Below are 13,986 nucleotides of genomic sequence, written 5' to 3' on the forward strand. Positions count from 1 at the left end.
CGAAAGCGCCCTTTACGATATTTATTGTTATTAAGCGAAGATTTTTGTCTTCGCTTTTTTTATGTAAAAAAATTAAGATATTATGTTTACGATTACAGAACTAAGTACCGAGAGAATCAACAGTATACTGACAGAAGCCAAGGCTTTTGCTGAAGGAAAAACTGCTAAAATTGAAGGAGAAGTTTTTTGTTCAAATCTCTTCTTTGAAGACAGTACAAGAACAAAAACAAGCTTTGATATTGCTGAAAGAAAATTAGGATTGCAGGTCGTTCCTTTCGATGCTTCCCACAGTTCTGTAAACAAAGGCGAGAGTTTGTATGATACTGTAAAAACAGTGGAGAGCGTAGGCGTAAACCTGGTCGTAATCAGAGATAAAAAAGACCGGTATTTTGAAGAATTAAAAAATATCAGCATTCCGGTGATCAACGGGGGAGACGGAACGGGAAACCACCCATCACAATGCATGCTGGATCTGCTCACGATCTACCAGGAGTTTGGAAAATTTGAAGGATTGAAAGTAGGGATTGTGGGAGATGTAAAACACAGCCGTGTGGCCAACTCCAATGCAGAAGCACTAAGAAGACTGGGTGCTAAAGTGTATTTCTCAGGACCTGAACAATGGTTTGATGAAGGGGCACTAATTAATGGAACCTATCTTTCCGTAGATGAAATGATCAAAGATGTGGATGTATTAATGCTGCTGAGAATACAGCACGAAAGACACGATGCACAAATGAGTTTCTCCGCTTCAGAATACCATAGAAAATATGGATTGACGAAAGAACGAGAACAGCTGATGAAAAAAGAAGCGATCATCATGCATCCGGCGCCCATCAACAGAGGCGTGGAGATTGATACAGATCTTGTAGAGTGTGAACGTTCAAGGATCTTTAAGCAGATGCAGAACGGAGTTTTCGCAAGAATGGCCATTCTTAAAGAAGCGTTGGAAGAAAAAGGATTTAAATTTAAATAGATTGTAAAAAGTATAATGTACAATGTAAAAAGTAAGAATACAGAGTACATCTTACCAATGACATTGTACAAAAAAAGTAAAAATGAAAAAGAAATTAATATTAGAATCCGGAGAGGTTTTTCACGGAGAAGGTTTCGGAACAGAGTTGGATACTGCTGGTGAAGTGGTTTTTAATACCGGGATGACAGGATATCAGGAGCTGATCTCCGATCCGTCTTACTGCGGGCAGATCGTTTGTATGACCTATCCACTGATCGGAAACTACGGAATCAACCGTGATGACTACGAAAGTATTGAACCGGCTATTAAAGGTCTTATCGTAAAAGAACTTTGTGACCTGCCTTCCAACTTCCGTACGCAGATTACTTTAGACGAATTATTCAAAAAGAAAAATCTTTCAGGGATTTCAGGAATTGACACAAGAAGACTGACAAGGATTCTTCGTAACTCCGGAGTTGTAAAAGGAAAGATCGTAAATGATGATGCTGATCAAAATGCTGTTATTGAAGAATTAAAAGGAACAACTTTCCCAACCAACCAGGTGGAAATGGTTTCTACAAAAACACCGTACGCCAACCCGGGAAGAGGTTTCAAAGTGGTATTGGTAGATTTCGGTTCCAAATTGGGAATCATCAGAGAGCTGTCTCACAGAAACTGCGATATCATTGTCGTATCACACGATACAACAGCAGAAGAGATCCTATTAATGGATCCGGATGGAATTATGCTTTCAAACGGTCCTGGTGACCCTGAAGATAACCAGCAGGCGTTGGAAATGATCCGTGGATTATTAGGCAAAGTTCCAATTTTCGGAATCTGTTTAGGACATCAGCTGATAGGTCTGGCATGCGGCGCAAAAACGTTCAAATTAAAGTTCGGACACAGAGGCGGAAACCACCCGGTTTTAGATTTAGCAAAAAACACGGTTTCCATCACTTCCCAAAACCATGGATATGCAGTAGACCAGGAAAGTCTTAAAGGAACAGACCTTGTAGAAACACACATCGCATTGAATGACAGAACAAACGAAGGATTAAAACACAAGATCCATCCTTGTTTCTCTGTTCAGTACCACCCGGAAGCAAGCCCCGGCCCTGAAGATGCAAACTACTTGTTTGATGAGTTCATTACATTGATGGAAGATTTTAAGAAATAAGAGAGACATCAATAAATAGACAGTGAATCTGTCATTCAGAACGAAGCGAAAGCACAGTGAAGAATCTTTTGAATTAAAAACCAGATTCCTCGTACCTCGGAATGACAAAGGATGAAAAAATAAGTCAAGTAAAAAGTAAAAAATACAATACTGGAAGTCTGAAATCTAACATCTGGTATCTAACAAAAGAAAAATGGCAAAACGTACAGATATAAAAACAATTTTAGTAATCGGTTCCGGACCAATCATCATCGGTCAGGCAGCAGAATTCGATTACGCAGGAACGCAGGCTTGTTTGTCTTTAAGAGAAGAAGGCTACAAGGTTATTTTGATCAACTCAAACCCTGCAACGATTATGACGGATGTTGAAATCGCTGATAAAGTATATATCGAGCCGATTTCACTTCAGTTTGTAAGCCACATCATCAGAAAAGAACGTCCTGACGCATTACTTCCTACATTGGGAGGTCAGACCGGACTGAATATGGCGGTAGAATTACAAAACTCAGGGATTCTTGAAGAATGTAAAGTAGAAGTACTGGGAACTACACTTTCAGCCATCAACAGAGCGGAAGACAGAGATCTTTTCCGTGAGCTGATGAGAGAGCTGAACGAACCGGTGCCTGAATCTGATATTGTAAATACCGTAGAGGGTGCATTGCGTTTCGCTGAAGAAATCGGATATCCGGTGATTGTTCGCCCTGCATTTACCATGGGAGGAACAGGAGGTGGAATTGCTTCCACTGAAGCTGAATTGAAAGAGATTTCTGAATTGGGTCTTAAATACAGCCCGGTTACCCAGTGTCTTATTGAAAGATCCATCGCAGGTTTCAAAGAAATAGAATATGAAGTAATGCGTGATGCAAACGACAATGCGATTGTGGTTTGTAACATGGAAAATATAGATCCGGTAGGAGTCCATACAGGAGATTCTATTGTGGTAGCGCCTTCACAGACGCTTTCGGACAGAGAATACCAGTTACTGAGAAATGCTTCCCTGAAAATCATCAGAGCATTAGGAATTGAAGGCGGATGTAACGTGCAGTTGGCCCTGGATCCTCACTCATTTGATTACTACATCATCGAAGTGAATCCAAGAGTTTCCCGTTCTTCAGCCCTGGCAAGTAAAGCAACAGGATACCCGATTGCTAAGATTGCGGCTAAGATTGCAGTAGGATTAACGCTGGATGAAATCATGAACCCGGTGACCGGTAAAACGTACGCTTGTTTTGAGCCGGCGTTGGATTATGTCGTAACTAAATTCCCGAGATTCCCTTTCGATAAATTCGAAACTGCGGACAGAAGACTTTCAACGCAGATGAAAGCAACTGGAGAAGTAATGGCAATCGGAAGAAACTTTGAAGAATCTCTTCAGAAAGCAATCCGTTCTCTGGAAACCGGAATCAGACATTTAGGATTAAAGAAAAAGCAGGCTGACGCTCTAACGGATGAAGAAATCGAAAGAAGAATCAGAGTATGTGATGATGAAAGATTATTCATCATCGGAGATGCGTTAAGAAGAGGATACGACTGGGAGCAGATCGTAGAATGGAGCAAAATCGATAAATTCTTCATCTGGAAAATGAAAAAACTCATCGATTTCGAAAAAGTAATTGCTGATAACAAATTCGACTTAGAGACTTTAATTAAAGCTAAAAAACTAGGTTTTGCCGATTTGAATATCGCTCATCTTTGGGAAGTTTCTCAACGTGATGTGTATAATTTCAGACAGGAACACAAAGTACTGCCGGTTTTCAAAATGGTAGATACCTGTGCAGCGGAATTTGAAAGTGAAACCCCTTATTTCTACGGAACCTACGAAGAAGAAAACGAAAGTGTTGTTACCGATAAAGAAAAGATCATTGTTTTGGGTTCAGGACCTATCAGAATCGGTCAGGGAGTTGAATTTGATTACGCAACGGTCCATTCAGTTTGGGCGATCAAAGAGATGGGTTACGAAGCAATTATCATCAACAATAACCCGGAGACGGTTTCTACAGACTTCTCGATCTCGGATAAATTATACTTCGAGCCGCTTACGGAAGAAGATGTAATGAACATCATTGATCTTGAAAAACCAAAAGGAGTAGTGGTACAGTTTGGAGGACAGACCGCGATTAACTTAGCAGATAAATTGGCAAGTTATGGAGTGAAAATCCTGGGAACTACCCTGGAAGATCTTGACAGAGCTGAAAACAGAGATAAATTTGAAAAAGCACTTCAGGAAATGGGAATTCCTCAGCCGTTAGGAAAAACCTGTTTCACTAAAGATGAAGCGTTAGTGATTGCCAACGAAATTGGCTTCCCGGTATTGGTTCGTCCAAGCTATGTGTTGGGAGGAAGAGCCATGGAAATTGTGTACGATGACAAGGAACTTACGTATTACATGAACAATGCGGTACAGGAAAACTCTGAACATCCAATCCTGATCGACCGTTATATTACCGGAAAAGAAGTAGAGGTTGATGCCATCTGCGATGGTGAAACGGTGATTATTCCGGGAATTATGGAACATATCGAAAGAGCAGGAGTTCACTCCGGAGATTCAATTGCTGTGTATCCGCCACAAAATGTATCCCAGGCAGAAATTGACACTTTGGTAGATTATACTCAAAGACTGGCCAAAGGATTGAATGTAATCGGATTAATGAACATCCAGTATGTGTTACTTGATGGAAATGTATTCGTGATCGAAGTAAACCCACGTTCATCAAGAACGGTTCCTTTCCTTTCTAAAATCACGGATGTGCCGATGGCTAACCTGGCAACAAAAGCCATCTTAGGACAGAAACTGAAAGATTTAGGCTACAAAAACGGATTGGTTCCTAATAAAGAAGGAGTCTTTGTAAAAGTTCCGGTATTCTCATTCTCTAAACTAACGAAGGTAGATATCTCGCTAGGGCCTGAAATGAAGTCTACAGGAGAAGTAATGGGGAAAGATACAACACTTGAAAAAGCGCTTTACAAAGGATTAATCGCGGCAGGAAGAAAAGTTCCGATGCACGGATCCATTCTGTTCACTGTTGCAGACAAACATAAGCAGGAAGCAGCAGATCTGGCTGCAAGATTCCATGAAGTAGGGTTCAGAATCTGGGCTACTGAAGGAACCGCTAAGTTCTTTGCAGAAAAAGGAATTCCTTGTAAAATAGGATATAAAATAGGAGAAGACGATGTTAATCTTATCGACCTGATCCAAAAAGGAAAAGTGCAGTATGTAGTCAATACCATGACGAAAGGAAAGCAGTCCGAAAGAGACGGATTCCAGATCAGAAGAATGAGTGTTGAAAACGGAGTGCCTTGTCTGACTTCTATGGACACTGTAGAAGCAATTTTAAAGGTAATCGAAAGCATGACCTTTAAAATGAATGCAATGTAATTTCGAAAGAAAATATATATCTTAATCCCTGTAAAGAAATTTACGGGGATTTTTATTTTGGAAATTAATTAGATACATTTGAACATGAGTATATTCACTTATCATCTTGTAAGAACATCTTATTGGTCAGCCCTTAAGGCTATTGTATTCCCGCCCATACCTCAGAATGTTAAAGGTTTGATTCATGCAGAATATATGACTGCAATGACGCTGGGTTCTCCTGTTTTTTCACCATCGCGGATGCTCGTAAGAGAAATTGCAGTATTTGCGCAATGGGAAAACGAAGCAGTAATTGACCATTTTATGTCCGAAAACAAGTTGGGTAGAATATTAGCCAAAGGATGGTATACCAAATTAGCTTTTCTAAGACAGTGGGGAAGCATAACGGGATTTAAGATTCCAACTGAAATGTCCGAACTAGAATCACCGGAAGCTCCTGTGGTTGCAGTTACCATTGCGAGAATGAAACTTCCCGAAATTCCAAGATTTATTCGTTGGGGAAGACCTGTAGAAAAACAGGTTCGGGATCATCCGGGAACAACCTTATCTTTAGCTTCCATTAGATTTCCCCGTACCGTCTCCACATTTTCCATTTGGAAATCGCAAAAGGAAATGACAGATATGGTACATGGGCATAGTACAGGTCCTCAATCTAAAAAACACGTTAATGCGATGAAAGAAAGAAAAAGAAAAGATTTTCATTTTGAATTTACCACCCTGCGTTTCCAACCGATTTCTGAATTTGGAGAATGGAAAGGACAAAAGAATTTTATACCCAATCTTACCAATAACAATTAAGATGGCACTTGCGTATCCGATGCAGAAATTTCAGGATTGGTTTACCCAGCAATGGGTCATCCTGAGAGGCAGGAAAATTAATGCTCATGATTTCCCCTGGTTAGTGGGTCCTTTTGGAAATTTAGAGTCAAATGGCGATGATTTTATCAGAAATTTCGCTCATCAGGAAAACCTCATTATTGACAGGGAAACTCCATCACGAGGCTTAATTCCATCGATGAAAAAACTTAATTTATCAGAAATTGAATTCTCAAACCTATCTGAACAAGTCAGATTATTTTATGAAAATACAGCTGATTATGATTTAAACTTCTCCATACAATGGAATCCCTATTTTAAACTTTTCGGAGTATTGGTAAACAAATTATTCAGTATAAGAATCAATCAGTTAAATATTCCAACGGAAAATAGTAAAGACGGTGAATCTTTAAACAGTGAAATCATCACACTTATTGATCCTGTTTCGAATGAAGTAAAGTACACCTTTTGGTTTAGATCCATTAAATCAAGCCGTAAAGTTGTCTATTCAGGAATATATGGAGTTTGTACGCTTCCGTCAGGGAAAACCTGTATAAAAGCAGTTTTCCCTTTACCCAATGGAAATGCAACCGTTATTATGAATCCTGGTGTTGGAGAAAATGGGGAACTGATATTAGATTCATCAGGAAATAAATTTGGAGATGCCGGATTTTACTTTCTGTTAAAAGACTCTAAAGGTGAATATTGGTCCCAATTTATTAGATCTTTCCGGGATAAATTAATTATAAATACAGCGGGTGAATGTATTTCAGCAGAACAAACGTTAACACTTTGGCATAAAAAAGTGCTGAAATTCAATTATGTGATTAAGCATAAAAAATAAAGTACAACTCATATAAAATTCTTAAAAAATACATGTCCACTTTTCGGTTGTAATCATGAATGCAGGCAATTTAAATTTGTAAAAAAAGAAAATGAATAATTTTAAATTGGAAGCATTGCATCATTCGAATTTTAACTATTTGAATAATGTATCAGAAACTGAACTTTCAGAGCATAATATTAAGAAAATAAAAGCAGATAAATTCCCGGGATTTCCTTGCAGGATTACTTTGGAAGATGCTGCGATCGGTGAAACGGTTTATCTTTTCAACTATGATTTTCATAATGTGAATTCTCCATACCGGGCAAACGGACCTGTTTTTGTAAGGGCAAATCAAGTAACCAAAACATATGAAATCAACGAAATTCCGATCATGTTCCATCACAGATTACTTTCAATTCGTGGTTACAATAAAGAGGCAATGATGATTGCTGCGGATGTTTCCGAAGGAAAATTGTTAAAGGAAAAACTTTCACAAATGCTGGAAAATCCGGAAATTGAATACATCCATCTTCACAATGCGAAACCGGGATGTTTTAACTGTGTCGTAAAAAGAATATAAAAATACTTGTCCATTTTTCGGTTGCATAAAAACAGCATCCCTATTACTTTTGATAAAAAATTAAAAATGACAGCAATTCAGAAATTCAAAGAACTGCATGAGCAGAATGAACCCTTATTGATAGGAAACGTTTGGAATGTTCAGAGTGCTAAGGTCTATGAAAAATCAGGCTACAAGGCAATAGCGACTTCAAGCTCGGCTGTAGCATTTAGCCTGGGCTATGAAGACGGAGAAAATATGAGCTTTGAAGAATATTTCTACATCGTGGAAAGAATCCTGAAGTCGGTATCCATTCCATTATCCGTTGATCTGGAAGGAGGCTATGGGAAAACTGCTGAGGAGATTGTTTTAAACATTTCCAGACTGGCGAAGGCTGGTGTTGTAGGCGTCAACATTGAAGATAGTGTCATCATTGACGGAACCAGAAGATTATTAAGTGCAGAGGATTTTTTTGAAAAATTAAATACCATTATTGAGAAACTTAAAGAACAGAATATTGAAATCTTCGTCAATGTAAGGATAGATCCATTTTTGTTAGGCGTAGAAAATGCAGTGGAAGAAACCCTTCAGCGGATGAAAATCATTGAGGAAGTGGGAGCGGACGGAATTTTTGTTCCATGCATTACAGAAGTACAGGATATTAAACACGTTATTCATGCTGCACAACTTCCGTTTAGTGTGATGTGTATGCCTGATCTTCCTGATTTTAAAACCCTTCAGGAATTGGGCGTAAAAAGAATCTCTTCCGGTAACTTTTTAAATGGGTATATTTATGATCAGTTGGAGGCTGCTGTCCTGAAAATCAGTGCCGAACAAAATTTCTCACCAATTTTTATATCATTATGAAATTGACAGAAGACAGGATGTATCAGGCATCTTTAGACAAAGATTCCTCATTTGAAGGCAGCTATTGGATGGCCGTAAAAACAACGGGTATATTCTGCCGGCCGACTTGTACAGCCAGAAAACCGAAAAAAGAAAATGTAGAATTCTTTTTCGATCCCGAAAAAGCGATAGAAAAAGGCTATAGAGCCTGTAAAATATGCAAACCTTTAGATAAATTGAATGAAACTCCGGCTTACATTCAGGAATTATTGGATGAATTGCAGCAGGATGCATCCTTAAAAATCAAAGATTCAGATTTGGTGGAAAGAAATATTGAGCCCGTAACCGTCCGCCGCTGGTTTCTGAAAAATCATGGCATGACTTTTCAGGCTTTCCAAAGAGAATTCAGGATCAATAAAGCATTTAAGAAAATTAAAAACGGAGAAAGTATTATTGAGGTGGCCTTAGATTCAGGATACGAAAGCTTAAGCGGTTTTAATGAACGTTTTAAAGGAATATTAGGAATTTCTCCAAAAAACACTCAAAAACAGAACATTATTGATCTTAAACGAATTGAAACCCCTTTAGGAACCATGTTCGCCTGTGCCGTGGAGGAAGGAATTTGCCTGCTTGAATTCACAGACCGGAAAAATATTGAAAAACAGTTTCATTCATTATCTAAAGCAATGAATGCTGAAATCGTCCAGGGAGAAAACAAACACTTTGTACAGCTTGAAAAAGAATTGAAAGAATACTTTGAAGGGGGTAGAATTCAGTTTGATGTTCCGTTATACACTACAGGAACAGAATTTCAAAAGAAAATATGGAAATTATTAAGCGAAATACCGATTGGAGAAACCCGTACCTACAAACAGCAGTCAGTATTATTTGGAAATCCCAAAGCCGTCCGTGCCGTAGGAACCGCAAACGGGATTAATAAAATTGCCATTATTATTCCCTGTCACCGGGTCATCGGGTCAAGTGGAGAACTCGTAGGCTATGCAGGAGGAATATGGCGGAAACAGAAATTATTAGAACTGGAAGGTGCTATTTTAGATTTAAAATAGAAATGGAACGTATACAATAGATAGAGGTAAAGAGTTGCATTAAAAAAATCCTTATCTCAATGCTATAATTGCAGCAGCCCTATTTTTAATTAAGCTTATAGTAGGGGGCTGAAAAATATTGGCTGGGTTTAATGTAAGCCATTTTCCGGTCAGCATCAATGATCCATATAAATCTACGGATGACATCAGCTCCAAAATAATTGGCTCGCTGGGTTTTCAGGTTTCCTGTGAAAAATCCGGCACTTACATCTTTTAAAACAATTTTTCCTAATTTGAAAAAAGGAAGAACACCGTTTTTAGTAGTCACACTTTGTCCGCTGGAATTCCGTAAAGTCTTTTCGCCGGTAACCTTTAGTTTTTTCTCCAAATCTTTTTCGTCTGAAAACTGATTACTGTACAGCAGTCCTCCGGAATAACCCGATTGAAGAAGAAAATACGCTTCGTGCTGCCTTCCGTCAATAACATTATCCCCGGCAATAAAAAGCTGTCCGTTTTGCAGAAGCAATTGAATCGGCTCATATCCTTTCAGGTCAGGTAGTTGATCATAGCTTACAAATTCATTATGATCATAATCTATTTTAAACGCCTTTCCGGCAAAAAGTCCTGTTCCTATTTTTCCGTCAGCTTCATGTCCGGTCAGTTCATTATTATAAAACAGCACATTTTTCTTGGTTAATTTTCCGATTTTCACTGTGTTATTTTTACTGATATCGTCCTTATCAAAGATAATATGATCCGCTTTTCTCTGCCGCTCCGGAGAGATGGAGGCATCTTCCATAGCGATTTGAAACATCAGATCCAGTGAATCCTTACCATTCACCAGAGTTTTTATAATGATGTTATTATGTTTGGTCATCCGGAAAGGGATTTTTTCCTGCGCTGTGATGGTGAAAAACCCTGCGGACAGAATGCATAATAAACTTATTTTTTTTAACATATAAAAACGGTTAGGAGTTAAAAACTTTAGAATGAGAAAAGTACCCTTTATTTTCGGAACAGAAAAGCGATACAGGGTTAAAAATTGAAAAAACGTACAATTCTTCTGGGTATTAATTAATTTTATAGGCATTAACCATCAACTTAATAGACAGTACAGAAGGTAAAATCTATTGCAATGATAGAAAGCATTTTATTTTAATTTCGTACTTTTAAACAAAAATTTACACGTGAAAAAGTTACTATTTGCACTTTGCATATCAGCTTCAGCTTTCAGTTTTGCACAAGACTATTCCGTACCGGCAGCAAGTCCGCGTCAGGTGGTAGAACAGCAATTTTCAATGTCTAAAATCACAATCGATTACGGAAGACCAGGCGTTAAAGGACGTAAAATCTTCGGAGAACTCGTTCCTTACGGTCAGGTTTGGAGAGCAGGTGCCAATTCATCAACAAAAATTACATTCGGACAGTCTGTGAATTTCGGAGGGAAAATAATTCCTGCCGGAACATACGGTTTGTTTATTGTACCTACAGAAAAAGAATGGAAGGTTATTCTAAATAAAGATTTCCAGCAGTGGGGAGCTTATACCTATGATGCAAAACAGGATGTACTGGATGTTACCGTACCTGTTAATAAACTGGCAGACAAGCAGGAGTGGTTTGAAATAACCTTAAACCCTACAGATGAAAATTCCGGGAATCTGGTTATTAAGTGGGATTTTGCTCAGGCAGAAGTTGCTTTGAAACCTGCAAAACCAGATGCTGTTATCAAAATTACAGATAAACTGAAAGAAATTAAAAAAATAGAATCTGACGCTGCAAAAGCAAAAAGCTAAGCATATGAATTTTTCGATTCAACCTATTTTAGAAAATCAGGAATATCAATTAATCCCCTTACAGCAAGGGGATTTTGAGTCTGTGTATGAAACTGCTTCCGATCCGAAAGTTTGGGAACAGCATCCCAATAAAGACCGCTATAAAAGAGAAGTTTTTGAAAACTTTTTCAAAGGTGCGATGGAGAGTGAAGGCGCTTTCAAAATCATAGAAAAATCTTCAGGAGAAGTCTTGGGAAGTACAAGGTTCTATAATTTTGATGAACAGGAAAACAGCATCTTTATAGGATATACTTTTTATGGAACAAAATCCTGGGGAAAGGGCATTAATCCACAGGTTAAGAAGCTGATGCTGGATTATATCTTTCAGTTCGTAGATAAAGCACACTTCCATATCGGAAAAGAAAATTTCCGTTCGCAGATTGCCCTAGAAAGATTAGGAGGGGAAAAGATTGCCGAAGAGGAAGTTGCCTATTTCGCGGAACCTACCAGAACCAATTTTGTGTATGAAATAAAAAAAGAAAACTGGCACAATGAAAAAATATAAAATTCAAAAATCACCGTTTGTAGTACCTACCACAGACGGAAAACTGATTGAAGAACACTGGGGGAACTCTACTCAGAACCCTAATATCTCCATTGCCCATATGGTAGCTCCGCCGGATTGGAGTGAACCCCATCAGACTCCGCAGTTTGATGAGTTTACTATTATTGTTTCCGGTAAAAAGCAGTTTGAAATAGACGGTGAAATTGTTGTTTTAGAAAAAGGACAAAGCATTCTGGTTGAAAAAGGAGCCAGAGTGCGCTATAGCAATCCTTTCTCTGAAGCCTGCGAATATATTGCTATTTGTCTTCCCGCCTTTTCCATCGATCTTGTGAATAGGGAGGAAGAATAGAATTTCCTGTTAGAATAAAACGAAATAGTAAAAAGGCCGTAACCATAGGAGTTTCGGCTTTTTTATGCTCGTAACATAAGTGAAATATTATCCGATAACAACACTTTATTGTTTTATTATTTTTGTAAGTTCGCCGCGCTAAAAATTAATATATGAAACACAATTTATCAATTGTATTATTATTGGGAATCGCGCTTTCTACCACTTCATGCGCATCTATGTTTACGGGAACAAAAGATTCAATATCCTTTACTTCAACTCCGGACGGGGCTAAAGTAATTCACAAAGGAATCGAAAAATGTACAACTCCTTGCACAGCTGAAATACCAAGATCATTAAGTAAGCAGATGGTAACCTTTGAAAAAGAAGGCTTTGCGAGCAAAGAAGTAAAACTACAGAAAAACTTTAATGCCGTAACCCTGCTGAATATCCTTTTTGGAGGAGCGATCGGTATTGGAATTGACGCAGCTACAGGTTCTCTTACAAAATATTCTCCAAAGGCATATGCCGTTGAACTGGAAGCTAAATAAGAATAGTTAAATTAAAATGCTTCGGCTCTGTTCTGTACAACAATTAATAAACGGTAGGAACCGCATCACAAAACCACATAGAGCAAAGCCGAAGCATATTTTTTATTATGTAAACAATAGATTACTTATTATTAAAGTATAACATTGTTATACTGTTACATTACTAGATTATTACATTAATAAGTTATTTCAAAATCTCCTTTAAAAACATCAGCGTATGGTTCCACGCTCTTTTTGCCATCACTTCATTATAATCCGGTGACTTGGGATCCGTAAAGGTGTGTTTGGAATGGGCATACGTAATGATTTGCCAGTCTGCATTTCCTTCGTTCATTTCTTTGATGAGGTTATTATAATCTTCCGGTGTCACCCCTTGATCATCCGCTGGATTTTCGACAAGAATTTTAGTAGATATAGGACCGTTTTTTCTCGTTTGATCCTTGCCGATGCTTCCATGGATGGAAACAACGCCAGCAACAGGTAAGCTTCCCCTTGCGGATTCCAGTGCGCCGGTTCCGCCAAAGCAATATCCGATTACGGCAATTTTATTGGCGACTGCTCCGCTTTTCTTAAGCTGATCCAATGCAAGTGTGATGCGTTTTTGATACGCTTCATAATTCTGTTTGTAATAACCCGCGGTTTTACCAGCAGCAGCATTGTCCGCCGGAATATTCCCTTCCCCGTAAATATCTGCTACAAAAGCAATATAACCCTGTTTTTCCAGCTCTGCAGCGGCAGCTTTTGCTTCATCATCAATCCCTTTCCAGGCGGGAAGTATCAATACTCCCGGAAGTTTTTTCCCGGCATTGGAAGTGACCAGGCCATTCAGCTTTTGAGTACCATCCTGATAAGAAACCTTTTTAAAGTTCTGACTGAATAAAGTTCCTGTTGCCATCATACATGCAGTAAATAAGATTGAACGTGTCATAAGTTGTTATTGTTTGTCGGTGTTAAGTAAATGCCATTACAAAGAGAATCTTTGTAGATTAATAAAATCCTCATCTAAATTAGTGAAAATAAGTTATAATAAACAGACAGAGACTATTATAGAATGTCGTTTTATTTAATTGTTAAGTCAACTCTAATTTATAGGATCACATTCCCCTCCCTCGGAGGGGTGGCAAATCAAAGATTTGACGGGGTGGTCAAAAAAAGCAACAAACCTTTCATCT

The 13,986-nt window shown here is 38.4% G+C and carries 14 protein-coding genes; 12 read left to right on the top strand and 2 right to left on the bottom strand.

Annotated features, from left to right (window positions below):
- Positions 1-82 precede the first annotated feature (82 nt).
- The 8 genes from SB679_RS08850 to SB679_RS08885 all read left to right on the top strand — a co-directional run bounded on the left by SB679_RS08850 (position 83) and on the right by SB679_RS08885 (position 9,619).
- On the top strand, positions 83-973 hold the full coding sequence (locus SB679_RS08850) for an aspartate carbamoyltransferase catalytic subunit (protein WP_410701888.1): 891 nt from the start codon (positions 83-85) through the stop codon (positions 971-973).
- A gap of 82 nt (positions 974-1,055) precedes the next feature.
- On the top strand, positions 1,056-2,129 hold the full coding sequence (locus SB679_RS08855; RefSeq protein ID WP_410701889.1) for a carbamoyl phosphate synthase small subunit: 1,074 nt from the start codon (positions 1,056-1,058) through the stop codon (positions 2,127-2,129).
- A 193-nt stretch (positions 2,130-2,322) separates the two neighbouring features.
- Complete coding sequence (gene carB, locus SB679_RS08860) at positions 2,323-5,505, top strand: carbamoyl-phosphate synthase large subunit (protein WP_410701890.1); 3,183 nt, start codon at positions 2,323-2,325, stop codon at positions 5,503-5,505.
- Positions 5,506-5,589: 84 nt separating this feature from the next.
- Positions 5,590-6,303: a hypothetical protein gene (locus tag SB679_RS08865; protein ID WP_410701891.1), complete on the top strand. Its 714-nt coding sequence runs from the start codon at positions 5,590-5,592 to the stop codon at positions 6,301-6,303.
- 1 nt (position 6,304) lies between these two features.
- Complete coding sequence (locus SB679_RS08870; protein WP_410701892.1) at positions 6,305-7,165, top strand: hypothetical protein; 861 nt, start codon at positions 6,305-6,307, stop codon at positions 7,163-7,165.
- A gap of 91 nt (positions 7,166-7,256) precedes the next feature.
- Positions 7,257-7,727 carry a DUF1203 domain-containing protein gene (locus tag SB679_RS08875; RefSeq protein ID WP_410701893.1) on the top strand — a complete coding sequence of 157 codons (471 nt, stop codon included), beginning with the start codon at positions 7,257-7,259 and terminating at the stop codon, positions 7,725-7,727.
- Between the two features lie 66 nt (positions 7,728-7,793).
- Positions 7,794-8,573, top strand: a complete 780-nt coding sequence (locus SB679_RS08880; RefSeq protein ID WP_410701894.1) for an isocitrate lyase/phosphoenolpyruvate mutase family protein — start codon at positions 7,794-7,796, stop codon at positions 8,571-8,573.
- Positions 8,570-9,619, top strand: coding sequence for a bifunctional transcriptional activator/DNA repair enzyme AdaA (locus tag SB679_RS08885; protein ID WP_410701895.1), 1,050 nt, complete (start codon positions 8,570-8,572; stop codon positions 9,617-9,619). The genes SB679_RS08880 and SB679_RS08885 overlap by 4 nt, the downstream gene beginning before the upstream one ends.
- A gap of 85 nt (positions 9,620-9,704) precedes the next feature.
- On the opposite strand, the gene SB679_RS08890 is transcribed toward SB679_RS08885, so the two are convergent.
- Complete coding sequence (locus SB679_RS08890; protein ID WP_410701896.1) at positions 9,705-10,556, bottom strand: hypothetical protein; 852 nt, start codon at positions 10,554-10,556, stop codon at positions 9,705-9,707.
- A 229-nt stretch (positions 10,557-10,785) separates the two neighbouring features.
- Here SB679_RS08890 and SB679_RS08895 point away from each other — a divergent pair, with 229 nt between their 5' ends.
- From SB679_RS08895 to SB679_RS08910, 4 genes are all read left to right on the top strand, one after another.
- Positions 10,786-11,391 (top strand): DUF2911 domain-containing protein, encoded by a 606-nt coding sequence (locus SB679_RS08895; protein WP_034709745.1) that lies wholly within the window; start codon positions 10,786-10,788, stop codon positions 11,389-11,391.
- Positions 11,392-11,395: 4 nt separating this feature from the next.
- On the top strand, positions 11,396-11,935 hold the full coding sequence (locus SB679_RS08900) for a GNAT family N-acetyltransferase (protein ID WP_410701897.1): 540 nt from the start codon (positions 11,396-11,398) through the stop codon (positions 11,933-11,935).
- Positions 11,922-12,284 (top strand): cupin domain-containing protein, encoded by a 363-nt coding sequence (locus SB679_RS08905; protein ID WP_034709747.1) that lies wholly within the window; start codon positions 11,922-11,924, stop codon positions 12,282-12,284. The genes SB679_RS08900 and SB679_RS08905 overlap by 14 nt, the downstream gene beginning before the upstream one ends.
- A 152-nt stretch (positions 12,285-12,436) precedes the next feature.
- Positions 12,437-12,814 (top strand): PEGA domain-containing protein, encoded by a 378-nt coding sequence (locus tag SB679_RS08910; protein WP_410701898.1) that lies wholly within the window; start codon positions 12,437-12,439, stop codon positions 12,812-12,814.
- Between the two features lie 184 nt (positions 12,815-12,998).
- Here SB679_RS08910 and SB679_RS08915 read toward each other — a convergent pair whose 3' ends face one another.
- Positions 12,999-13,742 carry a dienelactone hydrolase family protein gene (locus SB679_RS08915; protein ID WP_410701899.1) on the bottom strand — a complete coding sequence of 248 codons (744 nt, stop codon included), beginning with the start codon at positions 13,740-13,742 and terminating at the stop codon, positions 12,999-13,001.
- Positions 13,743-13,986: the final 244 nt, after the last annotated feature.

This window comes from Chryseobacterium sp. SIMBA_029 (assembly GCF_046535275.1).
Taxonomy (GTDB): domain Bacteria; phylum Bacteroidota; class Bacteroidia; order Flavobacteriales; family Weeksellaceae; genus Chryseobacterium.

Coding starts and splice junctions, on each gene's coding strand:
- SB679_RS08850 (WP_410701888.1), top strand. CDS start 83: ATGTTTACGATTACAGAACTAAGTACCGAGAGAATCAACAGTATACTG.
- SB679_RS08855 (WP_410701889.1), top strand. CDS start 1,056: ATGAAAAAGAAATTAATATTAGAATCCGGAGAGGTTTTTCACGGAGAA.
- carB (WP_410701890.1), top strand. CDS start 2,323: ATGGCAAAACGTACAGATATAAAAACAATTTTAGTAATCGGTTCCGGA.
- SB679_RS08865 (WP_410701891.1), top strand. CDS start 5,590: ATGAGTATATTCACTTATCATCTTGTAAGAACATCTTATTGGTCAGCC.
- SB679_RS08870 (WP_410701892.1), top strand. CDS start 6,305: ATGGCACTTGCGTATCCGATGCAGAAATTTCAGGATTGGTTTACCCAG.
- SB679_RS08875 (WP_410701893.1), top strand. CDS start 7,257: ATGAATAATTTTAAATTGGAAGCATTGCATCATTCGAATTTTAACTAT.
- SB679_RS08880 (WP_410701894.1), top strand. CDS start 7,794: ATGACAGCAATTCAGAAATTCAAAGAACTGCATGAGCAGAATGAACCC.
- SB679_RS08885 (WP_410701895.1), top strand. CDS start 8,570: ATGAAATTGACAGAAGACAGGATGTATCAGGCATCTTTAGACAAAGAT.
- SB679_RS08890 (WP_410701896.1), bottom strand. CDS start 10,556: ATGTTAAAAAAAATAAGTTTATTATGCATTCTGTCCGCAGGGTTTTTC.
- SB679_RS08900 (WP_410701897.1), top strand. CDS start 11,396: ATGAATTTTTCGATTCAACCTATTTTAGAAAATCAGGAATATCAATTA.
- SB679_RS08905 (WP_034709747.1), top strand. CDS start 11,922: ATGAAAAAATATAAAATTCAAAAATCACCGTTTGTAGTACCTACCACA.
- SB679_RS08910 (WP_410701898.1), top strand. CDS start 12,437: ATGAAACACAATTTATCAATTGTATTATTATTGGGAATCGCGCTTTCT.
- SB679_RS08915 (WP_410701899.1), bottom strand. CDS start 13,742: ATGACACGTTCAATCTTATTTACTGCATGTATGATGGCAACAGGAACT.